At 41.8% G+C, this 15,834-nt stretch carries 20 protein-coding genes and 1 pseudogene; 10 read left to right on the forward strand and 11 right to left on the reverse strand.

The window, feature by feature from the left end; all coding sequences use genetic code 11:
• The first annotated feature begins 121 nt into the window (after positions 1-121).
• Entirely contained in the window at positions 122-685 is a 564-nt protein-coding gene (locus D6774_04555; GenBank protein ID RME77411.1) for a hypothetical protein, read from the forward strand.
• 111 nt (positions 686-796) lie between these two features.
• Here D6774_04555 and D6774_04560 read toward each other — a convergent pair whose 3' ends face one another.
• Positions 797-1,039: a hypothetical protein gene (locus tag D6774_04560; protein ID RME77412.1), complete on the reverse strand. Its 243-nt coding sequence runs from the start codon at positions 1,037-1,039 to the stop codon at positions 797-799.
• Between the two features lie 179 nt (positions 1,040-1,218).
• On the opposite strand from D6774_04560, the gene D6774_04565 reads away from it, so the two are divergent.
• The gene (locus tag D6774_04565) at positions 1,219-1,416 is read left to right on the forward strand and encodes a cold shock domain-containing protein (protein RME77413.1); all 198 of its coding nucleotides are present in this window, start codon (positions 1,219-1,221) and stop codon (positions 1,414-1,416) included.
• Between the two features lie 74 nt (positions 1,417-1,490).
• The gene (locus D6774_04570; protein RME77414.1) at positions 1,491-2,099 is read left to right on the forward strand and encodes a hypothetical protein; all 609 of its coding nucleotides are present in this window, start codon (positions 1,491-1,493) and stop codon (positions 2,097-2,099) included.
• Between the two features lie 234 nt (positions 2,100-2,333).
• Here the strand turns inward: D6774_04570 and D6774_04575 are convergent, their stop codons facing one another.
• The 5 genes from D6774_04575 to D6774_04595 all read right to left on the reverse strand — a co-directional run bounded on the left by D6774_04575 (position 2,334) and on the right by D6774_04595 (position 5,048).
• Positions 2,334-2,594 (reverse strand): hypothetical protein, encoded by a 261-nt coding sequence (locus tag D6774_04575; protein ID RME77415.1) that lies wholly within the window; start codon positions 2,592-2,594, stop codon positions 2,334-2,336.
• A gap of 124 nt (positions 2,595-2,718) precedes the next feature.
• Positions 2,719-3,708, reverse strand: a complete 990-nt coding sequence (locus tag D6774_04580; GenBank protein ID RME77430.1) for an RNA-guided pseudouridylation complex pseudouridine synthase subunit Cbf5 — start codon at positions 3,706-3,708, stop codon at positions 2,719-2,721.
• Between the two features lie 176 nt (positions 3,709-3,884).
• The gene (locus D6774_04585; protein ID RME77416.1) at positions 3,885-4,454 is read right to left on the reverse strand and encodes a 50S ribosomal protein L31e; all 570 of its coding nucleotides are present in this window, start codon (positions 4,452-4,454) and stop codon (positions 3,885-3,887) included.
• Between the two features lie 5 nt (positions 4,455-4,459).
• Positions 4,460-4,633 (reverse strand): 50S ribosomal protein L39e, encoded by a 174-nt coding sequence (gene rpl39e / locus D6774_04590; GenBank protein RME77417.1) that lies wholly within the window; start codon positions 4,631-4,633, stop codon positions 4,460-4,462.
• Complete coding sequence (locus D6774_04595) at positions 4,620-5,048, reverse strand: 30S ribosomal protein S19e (protein RME77418.1); 429 nt, start codon at positions 5,046-5,048, stop codon at positions 4,620-4,622. Before D6774_04595 ends, rpl39e begins: the two co-directional genes overlap by 14 nt.
• 414 nt (positions 5,049-5,462) lie before the next feature.
• Between D6774_04595 and D6774_04600 the strand changes: the two genes are divergently transcribed.
• A complete protein-coding gene (locus D6774_04600) occupies positions 5,463-6,272 on the forward strand; it encodes a hypothetical protein (protein ID RME77419.1) in 810 nt (269 codons plus the stop codon).
• An 82-nt stretch (positions 6,273-6,354) separates the two neighbouring features.
• Here the strand turns inward: D6774_04600 and D6774_04605 are convergent, their stop codons facing one another.
• Positions 6,355-6,822, reverse strand: coding sequence for a hypothetical protein (locus D6774_04605; protein ID RME77420.1), 468 nt, complete (start codon positions 6,820-6,822; stop codon positions 6,355-6,357).
• Between the two features lie 264 nt (positions 6,823-7,086).
• Between D6774_04605 and nrdR the strand changes: the two genes are divergently transcribed.
• The 4 genes from nrdR to D6774_04625 all read left to right on the forward strand — a co-directional run bounded on the left by nrdR (position 7,087) and on the right by D6774_04625 (position 11,302).
• Positions 7,087-7,545 carry a transcriptional repressor NrdR gene (gene nrdR, locus D6774_04610; protein ID RME77421.1) on the forward strand — a complete coding sequence of 153 codons (459 nt, stop codon included), beginning with the start codon at positions 7,087-7,089 and terminating at the stop codon, positions 7,543-7,545.
• A 23-nt stretch (positions 7,546-7,568) separates the two neighbouring features.
• Positions 7,569-10,577: a vitamin B12-dependent ribonucleotide reductase gene (locus tag D6774_04615; protein ID RME77422.1), complete on the forward strand. Its 3,009-nt coding sequence runs from the start codon at positions 7,569-7,571 to the stop codon at positions 10,575-10,577.
• A 66-nt stretch (positions 10,578-10,643) separates the two neighbouring features.
• Positions 10,644-10,916 carry a hypothetical protein gene (locus D6774_04620; GenBank protein RME77423.1) on the forward strand — a complete coding sequence of 91 codons (273 nt, stop codon included), beginning with the start codon at positions 10,644-10,646 and terminating at the stop codon, positions 10,914-10,916.
• A complete protein-coding gene (locus D6774_04625; protein RME77424.1) occupies positions 10,913-11,302 on the forward strand; it encodes an NUDIX hydrolase in 390 nt (129 codons plus the stop codon). The genes D6774_04620 and D6774_04625 overlap by 4 nt, the downstream gene beginning before the upstream one ends.
• Positions 11,303-11,325: 23 nt before the next feature.
• Here the strand turns inward: D6774_04625 and D6774_04630 are convergent, their stop codons facing one another.
• Together D6774_04630 and D6774_04635 are read right to left on the reverse strand one after the other, a co-directional pair.
• Positions 11,326-11,703, reverse strand: coding sequence for a hypothetical protein (locus D6774_04630; protein ID RME77425.1), 378 nt, complete (start codon positions 11,701-11,703; stop codon positions 11,326-11,328).
• A 309-nt stretch (positions 11,704-12,012) separates the two neighbouring features.
• On the reverse strand, positions 12,013-12,255 hold the full coding sequence (locus D6774_04635) for a DUF504 domain-containing protein (protein ID RME77426.1): 243 nt from the start codon (positions 12,253-12,255) through the stop codon (positions 12,013-12,015).
• Positions 12,256-12,488: 233 nt separating this feature from the next.
• Here D6774_04635 and D6774_04640 point away from each other — a divergent pair, with 233 nt between their 5' ends.
• The gene (locus D6774_04640; GenBank protein ID RME77427.1) at positions 12,489-13,082 is read left to right on the forward strand and encodes a Kae1-associated serine/threonine protein kinase; all 594 of its coding nucleotides are present in this window, start codon (positions 12,489-12,491) and stop codon (positions 13,080-13,082) included.
• A gap of 114 nt (positions 13,083-13,196) precedes the next feature.
• Complete coding sequence (hisS, locus tag D6774_04645) at positions 13,197-14,474, forward strand: histidine--tRNA ligase (protein RME77428.1); 1,278 nt, start codon at positions 13,197-13,199, stop codon at positions 14,472-14,474.
• A gap of 67 nt (positions 14,475-14,541) precedes the next feature.
• On the opposite strand, the pseudogene D6774_04650 reads toward hisS, so the two are convergent.
• A pseudogene (locus D6774_04650) lies at positions 14,542-15,435 on the reverse strand (type II methionyl aminopeptidase).
• A 50-nt stretch (positions 15,436-15,485) separates the two neighbouring features.
• Positions 15,486-15,834: hypothetical protein (locus D6774_04655; protein ID RME77429.1), on the reverse strand; the 349-nt coding region annotated here is incomplete at its 5' end.

Below are 15,834 nucleotides of genomic sequence, written 5' to 3' on the forward strand. Positions count from 1 at the left end.
TAATCTACAACCATATATAAATGTAATTATTTTGTAATCACAAAGTTTTTAACTGTCCGCACAGTTAACACCATCCACCCAACTACAAACTACCCGCACCCACAATACAAACAACCACACGATGAAACGATCCGCAACAGGAAAACCCTTCCACCCCCTAAAAAGAACCACTGCAATGCCCGTGATTCTTTTTATACTCTTACTTGTTCCCCTTCACGCACACCTTGACGCAGGAAGTGATGTTGTACTAGGAGAGTACTTAGTTGATTTCGGCTACTCACCAGAAGAAATTCTTGCAGGAGAACAAACATCACTTGCATTCAATCTAGTAAATGCATCAACCCAAGAAGTCATTCCCTTTGAGAGCCTCTATCTTCGTGTGAGTGACGATGAGAAAACGGTTTTTGCAGGAACGCTCCACGCACAAGGTGATCGAGTAACCTTCATCACAACATTTCCCGCAGGTAACTACGAGATCCTTATGCGCTTCAAAGAGAACGAAACAACGCTAGTGGAAACAACTCACGTACTCGAAGTTAAAGAATCAAAAGAATTCACCAAGCTATGCGCGCTTTTGACTGCCCTTCTTTTGCCCTTCGTCCTTTTCCCCGTCCTATTCTTATTTTTTAGCAAGAACAGGGCACACAATACTCGACGTGTTGATCGGCGCAAAAAGAATTGCTGAGCTCAACCAAAAAGTTCCCCCTTTTAGCAGTAGTCGTACATCCAAGAGTATCGCACAGAAGGCAACTTCAAAGAGGATCTACTAAGAGGTTTGATCTTCTCTGTTCTCTGTTCATTGGAGTTTGTTGTAGAGCCACGCAAAGATCGCACAACCAATTGCGGCGTCAATAAACGCCCATAAACCGCCTATGAGCGCGCCAATAATCCCTACTGAATAACCGATATAGACTGAAGAGAGTGCGCTTACCATGCTCGCACCATATCCCGTTGTTGCAACAATTCCCAGGACAACACACGCAGCACCCCAGAGAATACCTCCTGCAAGGGAGAATGCCTTGATATCTAATTTTGCCATGTTTTCATCACCTCTCTACGCACAAGAAGAACATCTGACCCATATATAGGATTCGCCTCCCTAAAGCATAGTCTTAAATACCCCTGCAAAATACTAGGTAACATAAGTGAATAAAGTAAGAGTATCAAGTAAGCGTATCGTTTTCTCGATCAAATTACCCTTATTCGGAGTATAAGAACATGAATGGAAAAGTAAAGTTTTTCAACGAAAATAACGGCTACGGTTTTATCGTAGGCGACGACGGCACCGACTATTTTGTCCACACGACAGGTATTGCAGAAGGCGTACGCCTCCACGACAATGACGAAGTAACCTTCGACGTTGAACAAGGAGAACGTGGACCAAAAGCAGTTAACGTTACCAGAGCAGAAGCTTAAAGACAAAGCATGTTGATTAATTTTTTCTCATCTTTTTATTTACATTTAAATACTTCTTCATATTCTTGCGCGATATGCACGTTAAAAAATTTATTGAGAATTGCAAAAAACACCCCCTTATTCATCACGAAACTAAACGTGCGGCACTTGTCAAGTTTCTTGCAGTCCTTGGAGTTTTCTTAGGTTATTTCGCTTTTGCTGCTTCTCGCTACGGTGTCGATAAAGGCATTCTCGTAACTGCTCTTACCTGGTCCTTCTTTGTCTTTTGCACCCCTGTAGCAGATGCAGGGTTCCTGCTTGATTTTCCCCTACGACTAATCCTTAAGATACGTATGCTCTACTCAGAGATTTTTGTCTGGGTTTTTGCAGGACTGCTCAATATCCTTGTTCTCATCATCTCACCACAAACCTATGAGAGCACCCTTGTCTTGCGTCTTTTCTACACCATCCTCACCACACCATGGCCGTTTTGGGGAATTATCATATTAAGTGCGATTGGCACGTTTCTCTCCGTTTTCTTTGGTGATGAACTCATTGACAAAGTCACCCATTCGCAAAGAAAAGCATATCACCAGCACCACATAAAATACCAGCTTGTTGTGATTGTTTTTATCTTTGCCGCAATCATCACGCTTTACACGATCATGTTACACAACCTTGGCATAGACATACCTCTTCTATAAACGAGAAATGCAGTAACCCGAGGGAGACCCCCATAAGAGCATAGATCCGCAGTAGGTTCAAGCATGTGCTTGAATGGTCTCTTGATGATATACCCAGATAAAGTAAAAGAGATTATAAACACCCGCGAAAGACGCCACAACGACAATCCAAGGACAATCAACATCAAAACAAGGAGGAGACAAGGAATGCCACAGTACGCAGATCAAAAAAAGGTCTTCGAGGGGAAGAAAAATCTACCTAAAAGAGCACACTTGCACGCATTGCATCGTACAAAACCTTGCGTTAGGGTCATGCCTGCAAGCTGATGCACATTCATTAAACACACCACCTAGTTCTGCACATTGCTCTTGAGATATGCCTTCACATTCGTCGAATTCGTCAAGATACTTGCCACCCAATAATTCGCATCGCTCTTGTTGCGATCCTCCAGCTTGTTGAGGCATGCAACTAGTCATCATCACAAGAAGCATCAGGGAAAAAAACACGTGTTTCATAGGACCCTCCATGCTCACCTCTTATTTAAACATTTCACCACCACACACAGTATCGCCACACATAACCCAAACAATAGAACGAATGAGAAAACCACCTAACAACTCATAACAACTCTTATCGCACTTAACTCTTCTCAATTTTAGGATAAATTCCTTTTTCCATGAAAACTTTCTCAACTTTTACCACAACGCCAGTATCCTTCTTCATAACTTCGGAAGGAAGCATCTTCAAGCGACCTAGTGCGATGAGCTCATCTTTTAGTGTGAATACTGCAACAAGATCGTCAATCTGAGCTTCTGTTTCAATCTTTGCCACTCCTGGCAGTTTTAAATTCGCGCCGTTTACTAAAGAGTTCACAGCAGAGTCAAGCACCCACACTTTATGCAGGTGTTCCACCGCCTTTTCAATGGGAAACAAGCACTCTCGAATGAATTGCTCTTTGCCATCTTCTCGGTAGAAGATCAGAGCATCTTTGAGAGTGTAAAGATCAACTGCAGTATCCTCTTGGAAGGGTCCTGCTTTTGTTCTACGAAGTTCTGCCATGTGTGCGCCTACGCCAAGTGCTTGGCCAATGTCATGGCAAATCTTACGAATGTAGGTTCCTGCTTGACAACCTATGGTGAACAAGACATCTTGTCCGTCAATTTCATGGATGTCAATGTAATACACTTTTCGATATCTCCAATCACGTTTTACTGCGGACTTGATTGGCGGTAATTGTTTAATCTTGCCGACAAAGGTTGACATCACGTCTTTAATTTCTTGTTCGGGAACAGGTTTGTGTAAGTGCATAATGCACACATATTCTTTTCCTGCAGGAAGAAGAGCCTGTACAATGCGGGTTGCTCTTCCGTACGCAACGGGTAGCACGCCGGTAACTTTTGGGTCAAGCGTTCCTGAATGACCTGTTTTATCAACGCCAAGAATGTCTCGTACGTAGGCGGAGACTTGATGAGAGGTCGGTCCTTTTGGCTTGTCAATGTTCACAATACCACAGGTGAGAAGCTCTTCAACAGTGCGCTCTTCAGGTCGTTTACCAAACTTCTCAGATGTTTTTGCATCTCTTTTGATGAGCACCTCTCGTGTTCCACGCTCAAAAGGAAGCTTACCCATTGCTGTGCACCTCAAATGCATACCCTGCGCTAATACCTACACCACTAAAACAAGTTCTATCTAGAATTGATTGGCTAATAGTTAGATTATTTGGACGATTCATGATGGGTTGACATCCCCGTTTCCAGGGTAAAAAAATTCAAATGAATTGAAAAGGAATTGAAAATAATTTAGACTTACTTCTTAGCAGCGTCTTTTGCAGGTTCAGCCTTCTTCTCAGATTTTGGTTTTCCTTCTTTTACGGGTTTGGATTCCTTTTTCTGAGAATCTTTTGCTTCTTTTTTAGCCTCTGCTGCCTTTGACTTAGATGCTTCTTCTTTTGTTTGCGCCTTTTCCTGCGCTTTTGACTCTGCTTTGGGTTCTTCTTCCTTTGCGGAGGTTTCTTGTGAAGAAGTCTGTGCCTTTGAACCGCCTTTAACATCAGAGACTGCTGCTTGAAGTTTTTCTTTCAGACCTTGAGGAGCTTTGGTTGCTTTCTCAATAGCTTTTGGATATTCATGTCCGAAGAGCTCAACTTTAGCAACGCCATCAACAATTGATGCAGTTACTTTCACTTTGTGTGGAGGACTCTTAATGCCATCTTTCCACACCGTTTCGTTGAGTTTTGGTCCCAGAAGTACTTTGTCAGTCTTCAAGTGCTTGACCAAGAATTCTCTGATCGCAGTAATTGCTTTTTTGGATCTTTGATAGCGTGGAACTTTGAGGAATTCTCTTCGAAGCGGTATAACGTAAGTTCTTTGTGCCATGTTCTCTATACCTTCGTATTTGTTCTACGCCAGCTTCGCTTAACATGCGTTAGTCGAGCTGGATGAACGCGACGTCCCTTGCCGTATTTCTTTGGAATTGTCCAAAAAGGAGCCCATCTAGTCTGGCGTCCTCGCTTTGCTAGACGCAGTTTTCGTGAGAGGTGCTTATTTCTTGCCATTTGCTGCAACCTCCTTTGCCACTTGGTCAAGCAAAGACATACCTTTTCCGGTAATGACGTTTCCCTTGTACCCGTGTTCTTCTTTTTGTTCAATAAGTCCCGCTGCACGTAGTTGTTGAAGTGCTTTACGAATAATATTGCCAGAACCTTTTCTGAATCGTTCGGGTTTGTACCCTCTGCTTTTGCGGCCCCCATACTTGACGCGTAATTTGTTTACGCCAATAGGACCTTTTAAGCGAACGGTTCTAAGAATACTTGCTGCTCTGATATACCACCAGTCTTGACGTACCGGTGGGCGCTCTTTGTGCACACCTGTTTTAACAAAAGGTGCCCACTCTGGCGCTTTAATTTGTTCTATCTCTTGAAGTTTCTTAGCTGTTAATTCCAAGAGCTGATTGATATCTGCTTTGTACATGCTCATAGTATTTATCCTCGCGGATTACAGTGCAGGATGGTGTGTCCCGCAGATGTTTTTCCATCAAAACCTCTGCAATGCTTTATAAAAGTATCTCTTTATGGCCTTCAACAAGTAACCTTGCTATTTGAGCACACTCCACGCAACACCCCTATCCTCTATATACTCATCTACACAACCATATTGCAATTAATCACATTGTGATCCTAAGTACTATAGTGACCCTGCTCAACTTTCTGCACCACAAACCACCTCTTGCAACACTGCACCCCCTCGCACTACCTAAACAGCCCATTTTAGCATCTTTTCACAAGAATAGAGTACGAGAACAGAGAGTAACTGAGCAAATCTACACTACCCTGCGTAGCCCAAATAGTTACCTTTATAAACCACCTGATTGAATTTCACCCAGAAATGGCTAAAGCGAAGAGAAAAAACACAAAGTCAACAGACAAGTGGAAGAAAAAGAAATGGTTCAAAGTACTTGCGCCCAAACTCTTCAAGGAGCAAGAAATTGGAGAAACACTTAGTTCTGATCCTGAACTTCTTAATGGACGCAGAGTCCAAGTAAATATGGCAACACTTACAGGCAATATGAAAGCTCAGAACCATAAAATCACTTTTGAAGTGAACAAAGTTCAAGGCGGAGTGTGTCATACCACTGTTAAACGATATGAAATGATTCCCTCTACTATTCGCAGAAAAGTCAAACGCGGAAAAGATCGTGTAGATGATTCATTTGTTGCAACCACTAAAGACAATGTTTCTGTTCGTATCAAACCCCTCATGATTACTGAAGGACATACATCAAGAGCAGTTAAAACGCTCATGAGAAAAAGATTCATCTACGATTGTAGAAATGCGCTTAAAGAGAAGAGCTGGGATGCAGTTATGCTCGATATTCTCACAGGAAAGCTGCTCAAGGAATCTAAGAAGAATATTTCAAAGATTTACCCTCTTCGCGCTCTTGAAATGCGCGTTATTGAACGCATCGAAGGTGAACCGCTTACCGATGAAGAAGTAGTGTTCACCTCAGAAAGACCGCAAAGAAGAGAGCGCAGATCTCGAAAAGAAGCAACCAAACAGCAAGAAGTCACACCACAAAAAACTCAAGTCGAAGAAACAGAACAGCCAGAGCAAGCGTCTGTGGAATCTTCAAAAGAGGAGTTACAACCAACAACTGCTGTTGAAGAAGAAAGTGCATCAGAGGTAGCTCAGGAGTAATTCTTTTACTCTCGTTTTGTTCTCTTTTCTCTTCTTTTTACTTTGATATTCTTTTTATTTTGGTTACGCTCTTTGTTTGTTCTTAGTGATACACCCATACGTTGTGCTCATTCAAGAAATTCTCAAGCTCTGCTGTGAAGAGATGGTGCTTATCTTTTGTATACAAGTCTGATTTTGTTGCAAGTGCCACTGCTGCAATTACAGCATCTGATGCGTCAGGAATGTGTTGAAGAAGTTCTGGCTCTATTGACGCAACAAAAGCTTTCTCTTTACGCACTTGTCCAGGCTCTACAGGAAGAGAAATAATAACCACGCCACTTTCTTTCAAAAACTCTCGCAAGGCATGTTTGTCTGAGGATTTAACTTTCTTCTTTGTGTACTCCAATTCTTTTGCCGTAAATGATGTTATTGCAAGAGACCCTCTTGCTTTCATACGTTTGCGTTCTTTTGGATGTTCAAGCATATGCCATACATAGCACGTATCAAGAAGATTATACCTTTTTGCACGATCGAAGGGTACCTGAGGTAGTGCTTCAAAAAGTTCTTTCATTCTTTTCTGCAAGGTGAACCTTCTTTTTAAGAATTCCTTCTTTAGTACCTCCGCCCACATAGTGCAATCCTTGAAGAGATAGCACCCAACAACACACCCATGATTTACTTTTGAGTAGTTCAGTATTTAAACACAGTTCTTTTCTAACATGTATCTTCAAAACATATCGTTCGTAGCATCACAAACTTTAAAAATGACATTTTCTTTTTACCACAACAGGTTGTGTACTTAGAACCCTCAAACCACAACAGGTTGTATAATACTATGAAATGTCCCTATTGCCTTAATGACGGAACAAGAGTCGTTGACAAGCGTGAAAACGAGCAAGGGGATACCACAAGAAGAAGACGTGAATGTCTCAATTGCGGTAAGCGGTTTACAACCTATGAGCGCGTTGAACAGGTACTTCTCACCGTTGTTAAAAAATCAGGAGAAAAACAACCCTTCGAACGCGAAAAACTTCTCAAAGGCATCAAACGAGCTTGCGAGAAACGACCCATAACGGATGAGATGCTTGAAGATCTAGCAGACTCCATTGAGTTGGATCTTCGACAGCAAACCGAAACAGAAATTCCCACAAAAAAAATAGGTGAGGCTGTTATGAAACACCTCAAAAAACTGGACAAAGTTGCTTACGTACGCTTTGCATCAGTTTACCGCGAATTTGCGGACTTAGGGGATTTCGAAAAAGAAGTACACAAATTGTTACGAACAAGAAAATAAAACAAAAAAAGAGGTGATGATAGTTGTTAGAATTTGACACACAAGGATTAAGCATAGAGCGCAGACACACCACTCCGGGAGTAAACCCCCTTGACCAAGTAGAGTACGAAAAAAGAGACTCAGTAATTACCAATCCCGATGGTTCTATTGTCTTCGAGATGAGAGGCATTGAAGTGCCAAAACAGTTCTCTCAACTAGCAACAGACATCATCGCCTCAAAATACTTCAGAAAAGCAGGCGTTCCTGAAACAGGAAGCGAGATTTCAGCACGCCAAGTTGTTCGTAGAATTGCTCACACCATTCGCACATTTGGTGAAGAAAAAAAATACTTCAAAACTGCAGAGGACGCGCAAAGTTTTGAAGATGAACTCTCCTACTTACTCATCACCCAACGCGCAGCGTTCAACTCACCCGTGTGGTTTAACTGTGGACTCTTCCAAGAATATGGTATTAAAGGATCTGGAGGAAACTACGCATGGGATTTTAACAAAGGCGAGATTGTTGAAATTGAAGGAAATTATATGCGACCCCAATGTTCTGCTTGTTTCATCCAATCCGTCGAAGACGACCTCATGGCAATTTTTGATCTCATCAAAGCAGAAGCAAAACTCTTCAAATACGGATCAGGAACAGGAACAAACTTTTCCAAAATACGAGGTAAACAAGAAAAGTTATCCGGAGGTGGAACCTCGTCAGGACTTATGAGCTTCCTTGAAGTGTTTGATCGAGGAGCGGGAGCAACAAAATCAGGGGGAACCACAAGAAGAGCTGCTAAGATGGTCTGCCTTGACATGGATCATCCCGAGATAGAAGACTTCATCACATGGAAAGTAAAAGAAGAAGAAAAAGCTCTTGCACTCATCGCAGCAGGATACGAATCTGACTTCAACGGAGAAGCGTACAAAACAGTAGCAGGACAAAACTCCAACAACTCAGTACGCCTTCCAGATAGCTTCATGAACGCAGTTCTTGAAGGAAAAAAATGGCGCACCACGATGAGAACAACCGGAGAAGTTGTCCAAGAATACGACGCAAAAGAACTTTGGGATAAAATCAACTATTCTGCTTGGAGATGTGCAGATCCCGGTGTGCAATTTGACACCACCATTAACAAATGGCACACCTGTCCTAACACGGATAGGATCAACGCATCAAACCCCTGCTCAGAGTACATGTTTCTTGATAACTCCGCATGTAACCTTGCATCGGTTAACCTTATCCACTACCTCAAAGAAAACGGAGAGCTCGACATTGAAGCTTACCGCCACGCGAATAGAATCATGTTCATAGCACAAGAAATCTTAGTGGATCTCTCAAGTTATCCAACAAAAGAGATTGCAAAGAACTCTCATGAGTATCGCCCACTTGGTCTTGGCTATGCGAACCTTGGAACAGTTCTCATGTGTAAAGGGCTTGCTTATGACAGTGAGGAAGGACGTGCAGTTGCAGCTGCTATCACTGCAATTATGACAGGACACGCCTACCTTACTTCTGCTGAGATGGCAGCAGTTGTAGGACCCTTCAAGGGTTTTGAAAAAAACAGAGAACCCATGCTTAACGTTATGCGCATGCACAGAGATGCAGCATATAAAATTGATGTGCGTTACTGTCCAAAAGACCTTCTCGACGCTGCAAGAGAAGACTGGGATAAAGCAGTGGCACAAGGAGAAAAATACGGTTATAGAAACGCACAAGCAACAGTTATTGCCCCAACAGGTACCATCGGGCTTCTCATGGATTGTGATACCACAGGTGTTGAGCCAGAATTTGCCATTGTCAAGTATAAGAAACTTGCAGGAGGAGGATACTTTAGAATTATCAATCAAAGTATTCCCCGCGCGCTCAAAACCCTAGGGTACTCTGAAGAACAAATAGAAGATATGATCGAATACGTTCTTGGAAGGGGAACGTTTGACGGAGCACCTGTTTCACGAGAAGAGCTTCACTCCTTAGGATTTACGGAGGAACAAATCAAAAAAGCAGAAGAAGCTATTGAAAAATCCAAAAGCTTTGATGATTTCACACCAGAAATCAACCCGAAATCCTTACGAAGTAAAGGAATTTCTCAAGAAAGAATAAAAGAGCTTCAAATCTATATCGGCGGAGCTCAAACACTAGAAGGAGCACCCCACCTCAAAGAAGAACACTTGCCCGTCTTTGATACTGCAAATAAATGCGGTATTGGAAAGCGCTTTATCGCACCAATGGGTCACGTTAAAATGATGGCAGCAGTGCAGCCATTCATCTCAGGTGCGATCTCTAAAACAGTTAATCTTCCTAACGATGCAACTGTTGAAGACATAGCAGAAATCCACTTGCAAGGATGGAAACTAGGTCTTAAAGCAATCGCACTTTATCGCGATGGTTGTAAAGCATCTCAACCTCTTAACACCTCTCAAGATGAGGCAAAAGAGGATAAAGTGGATGCTAAACCCCAGATTATCAAGCAACAATTTAGAAGACCGCTTCCAAAACACCGACGAGGAACAACTGTTGAAGCAAGTGTTGCAGGCAACAAAATCTACATCAGAACCGGAGAATACGAAGATGGATCGTTAGGAGAAATTTTCATTGACATGCATAAGGAAGGAGCTGCGTACAGGAGCCTTCTCAACTGTCTTGCAATCTCCGTCTCAAAGGGCTTGCAATACGGCGTTCCACTAAAGGAATATGTAGACACCTTCACGTTTACTCGTTTCGAGCCAAACGGAATGGTTGACCATCCCAACATTAAAACCTGCACGTCTGTGATTGACTTCGCATTCAGAGCTCTTGGTATGCTCTACCTTGGTCAAACAGACTTTGTGCACGTTAAGCCTGACTCTAAGACAATGTCTCAGTCAGATAAGAGAGACGTTGAGATCATTGAGAACAAAGAAGAAAATTCAAACCCTGCACTAGATGCCGCAAATGCACATGCATCTTCTATGATGGGAGATGCTCCTGCTTGTAGTAAGTGCGGACATATCACCGTGCGTAACGGTGCTTGTTATAAATGCCTGAACTGCGGTAACAGCGAGGGTTGCTCTTAGACAAGTTATTGTCCTGCAAATCATAGGCAGGACAAATCAATCATTTTTTCTTCATATCTCATCACAATGATTGTCAAACTTTTTGGAATCATGGACCTCTTCGCCGTAGCAGTGCTCTTACTCCTCCACTTTTCTTTTGGAATGTACTGGAAAGTAATTGCCCTTGCATTCATCTACTTGGCAGGAAAAGGACTCTTGTTCTTCGGTGACATTCACTCACATCTTGACCTTGCTATTTCTCTCTACTTAGTGCTTCTTGCACTTGTTGGTTTTAGTCACTGGTTTACCTTTATTCCCGCAGCGTATCTTGGACATAAAGGAGTGAGGAGTCTCTTATGATTCAAACCGTTGATGCCATTATCATTCGCAATAATAAGCTCCTCGTCATTGAGCGAAAAAACTTTCCGTTCGGTCTTGCTCTTCCAGGAGGCAAAGTCAAACCGGGCGAGACTAAGGAGCAAGCACTTGTACGAGAGGTTAAAGAAGAAGTAGGTCTTGATGTTGACAACCATCAAGAAATAGGATATTATGACACGCCTGGACGTGATCCAAGAGGAGATTATGCATCAACTGCTTATCTGTGCGAAGTATCAGGAGAAGCAACGGCTCAAAGTGACGCAAAATCCTTGCTGTGGATAGACCTTAATGATCTTGAACAGTATAAAGATCGCTTCTGCTTTGATCACTACACTATTGTGCGCGATGCACTTGGACTAAAGAAATAGATAACCCCTGCTGAGATTCTCTCTCAAAAATACGAAGTACCCAGAACTGAGAGATTTTCAAGAACTTGTTTTACGCGCGGATGTTGATGTAAGAAGAGTTCAAGAGGGGAAGCACCGTTATAATGCAAAATGTCTTTCTCAAACGCGTGAAGCCAAGACTCATCTCGAATTTGTTGTTCGCTCGTAAGAGGTACAAAACTTCCATCTTTATCTAACATGCCTTTGCAAACATACACTGCTTGTAATGAGTCCCTTGGTGCGATCCACAAAAAAGGCGGTGTGCTTTTCGTATTAAGGAACACCGAGTAGTCTCTTAATTCTACTGCTCTCCCAATATCAGTCTCTCGAGACTTAGGCGAGTATGCCAATTCCAGAGCGATTTGAGCAATGTTCTCCGTCATAAGAAAGTGGTTTCAAGAACACAGATATATAAATGTTACAGTACCTTACATGAGGCATACTGCTTCAAGAGGCACCTGCACCTAAAATGACTGCGTACACCATATTACGTTTTCCTACGTCTTCATACGTCTTCTCCCGACAACCCTCCAACTCACGCTGCAACTGTTTTCTGGAAGAAACAATCTGCTTAAATCAGCGTAAAATCAAAGGCAACTCAGTACGTTTTTTTTTAAAAAAAAAACGCATGACTTTACGTAACTGCAGTGATACAAGTCACGCAATGTGTGATGTGTTAGTTGAACCAGTCACTAATGTTCCCCTTTCCACACAACAACTCCTTTTTTCTTCACCTCTTTGATCCTATGAAAGGGAATGGTTACTTCCCTATCATCAATCCAATCAATCAGCACACCATCTCGTACCTCTACTTCCATCAAATCTACAAATATGAGCTTGTTTGCTATTCTATCAAAATAGCCAATCTCATACTCGGATTCAGTTTCACGCTCATCCCATTTGATTTTGTTTAATAAGTCCTTTATGGGCATCATGTTCTCGTCCCTCAACTTAGGTGCTGTTCGTTATACAACGCCCTTCTCTTACTTATCTTATAGTCTCACAGCGCTTTAGTATGAAGAGGATGTGTATAATGACCTGGACTACATAAAGAAAAAACAGATCAATATAGTAAACACCTCTCTTCAATGTGTTAAACAAAAAGAATGTACAACAAAGATAAAAAGCTAACGCAACTCTTAAAAATCACATAACGTCCTTTTACAAAATGGAATTACTTTTTCAAGGAGCCGAAGCGAAAATTTATGAAAAGAACGGCACCATTCATAAAGAGCGTATTGAAAAGACCTACCGCCACTTTGAACTAGATACTTCTTTGAGAAAATTCCGAACGAATAGAGAAGCAAAAATCCTCAAAAAACTTGAGGAGATTGCATTTCCCGCACCCAGACTTCTCAGAAAAGAAACATTTACCATCATCATGGAAAAAATCAGAGGACCTCCAATAAAAGACGTATTCATTCTTGAACACGCAAAAGAAATCGGAAGACTCATCGGCATTCTTCACTCACACGATATTATTCACGGAGATCTTACCACATCAAACATGATTTTAAATGAAGAAGAGGGCAAGTTGTACTTTATTGACTTCGGCCTTGCACAGATCTCTAAAAAAAGAGAAGATAAAGCAGTTGATCTTCACCTCTTAAAACACGCCCTAGAATCTAAACACTGGGACATCGCAAACGAAGCGTTCAACATCATCCTCGAAGAATACTCAAAACAACTTGATGCAAAAGAAATTCTCAAACGCTTAGACGTTGTTGAGCTTCGAGGACGAAACAAGGGAAAAGGGGATTAAAAAAGAAAAAGAGAATTCCAACAGTTTCTAGTACATCAATAGGCCACTATAAAACAATATCCACAGTCTTATTTTGGAACACTTTTATAAACACCCAAAGTTCCCTTCTCTGCTATGGAACTCTTAAACGCTAAAGGAACGCGAGACTTTGATCCACAAGATATGATCTTACGTAATAATCTCTTCTCAACACTTAGACGCATCTTTGAGCGTTATGGTTTCAGCCCCGTTGAAACACCCGTTCTTGAACGTTTTGATATCCTTGCTGCAAAGTATGCAGGAGGCTCAGAAATCCTTAAAGAAACATTTAGACTTAATGACCAAGGAGGACGTGATTTGTGCCTTCGCTATGATCTAACCGTTCCTTTTGCGCGTTACGTTGGAATGAGACGATCCCTGAAGATGCCATTTAAGCGCTACGCAATAGGTCCCGTGTTTAGGGATGGCCCTATTAAGCTTGGACGTTATCGTGAATTTTATCAGTGCGATGCAGATATTGTAGGGACGAAGAGTATGCTTGCAGATGCTGATTGCATTAAAATTTTCCAGGCATTTTTCAAAGAGATCGATATGGATGTTATAATTAAAGTGAATAATCGAAAAGTGCTTGATACTTATCTTTCTTGGGCAGGAGTCGCAAAAGATAAACTTCTTGAGGCTGTTCTTATCATTGATAAACTTGACAAGATAGGACTTGAAGAGGTCAAAAAAGAGCTAAGAGGCATTGGTTGTGATGATGAAGTGTGTAATAAGATTGAAGCTGTTCTTGACCTTGATGGAGATAATCAAAAGCTTCTTGCTAAACTTGAAGAGCTTATTGGATCCTGTGAAGGAATTGATGAGCTTAAAGAGTTGCTCTCATATCTTGATGATACCAATGTCGAGATTTCTTTTGCTCTTGCAAGAGGTCTTGCCTATTACACAGGTACTGTCTTTGAAGTGTTTCTTGCTGATGGAAGTTATGATCGCGCACTGGGTTCTGGAGGACGTTATGATTCAATGATTGGGGAGTTTGTCGGGGGAGGACGCGAGTATCCTGCAGTGGGATGTAGTTTTGGCATTGAGCCCATAACCGACATGCTCAAAAAGCAAGAGTCCCTAACGCAAAAAACAGTAACAGAGATATTTATTGTTCCTATCAAAACTGTTTCTGAATGTGTTAAAATCGCAGATCAACTACGCTCTTATGGACTTAACGTTGATATGGATTTGCTTGGAAAAGGCATTTCAAAAAACTTAGAGTATTGCAATTTCTATAATATTCCTTTTGCACTTATTGTCGGGGAAAATGAACTTGCATCTGGACGATTACAACTTAAAAACATGGCCACTGGGGAAAAAGAAGAGTTAACAGTTGAAGAGATTGTAAAAAAACTTGTTCCTGTTGCATGAGTATTTTCGTAATATCTCGTTTAACAATTCTTTAGACATGCGTATCAAATGACCTTGTGCAATCAGATTACTCTTTTTTCTTTGTTGTGACTATCGTCCTCTCACCAATGATAAACAAATGTTCTGCTTGTGAGATTAATCCGCCGTCGCGATCAACCAGCGGAGGGTATGATCGAATGGCACCTACGCGTTTGAGTTCTGCCATTGCAAGTTTTGCCTGTGCTCCGAATTCTTCGTGTACCCACCTCTCAGAAAATGGAAGACCGTGACGAGTTGCCAAAAAATCCTGCACGCGTCGAGAAATTGGTGATCGTACAGGAACTCTACGCACTAGTGCATGAATAGAAGCATGTCCTCTCTCTTCGATAAACCCAGATCCTGTTGTTGCAAATGGTTCAATTGCACACACCATGCCTTCTTCGAGAGGTGTTTTGTCTTTGGTGTCATAATTGGGAATGGAGAGGCCTGCATGCAAAGTGTATGGTTCTATGGTGTGGCCTGCAAGGTTGCGCACGGGATTAAAACCATGACTCTCAATTGTTTCTTGTACGGTTTTTCCAATTTCTCCAAGAGTAATTCCCGGAGCGAGTATTTTTTCTACATTGAGTAGTGCTTCGCGTGATGCTTTGATTAGGTCTGTGTGTTTTCCTGAGAGATCTATTGTTACCGCGTTGTCACCACAATACCCCTCTTGATGAGCTCCGATATCTAGTTTGACAACATCTTGATCAGTAAAGGTGCGTTCGTCGTCTATTCTTGCGCTGTCGTGAGCTGCGGTGCTGTTGAGGGAAATGTTTGCGGGAAATGCTATTTCAAGTCCCTTGTCAAGAATGTATTGTTCCATTGCGCGTGCAACATCCATCAACTTAGCACCGGGTTTGACAAGCTTTGCACCTTCTTGCAACGCACCTACTGAGACTTGTCCTGCTCTTATAAGCTTGTTAAGAACTTCTTGATCCATTGGTAAGAAAGAACATTTTCTTTATTTAAGCCTTATGTCCTTAAAAAAAATTATTCTGCTCTGTAAAGCAGAATTAGACCTTCAACGAGACTTGAAGCAAAAGCCTTGCCCATGCGGTACCTTTTGTCAAATAACTCTTTTTTAAACGTGGTGTTCTCATCAGTAAGAGATTTTTCATACCACATCATGTCCCCCACCATCAAGATGTTTGTTGCTCGAGGGTAGAGAGATTGCGGTTTCAAAGAACTTCTGTTTTTTAGGACAGTTATTCCTCGTGCACTCGTATTTTTTCCTCTCAGATAAAACGTAACATCCCTTGAGAGAGGGATGCCTGTTCGTTCATAAATTTGATCAATATCTGCTTGTGAGAGTTGGTGAGTGATGCGCTCTATGATAACA

The organism is Candidatus Woesearchaeota archaeon (assembly GCA_003695435.1).
GTDB lineage: Archaea > Nanobdellota > Nanobdellia > Woesearchaeales > UBA11576 > J101.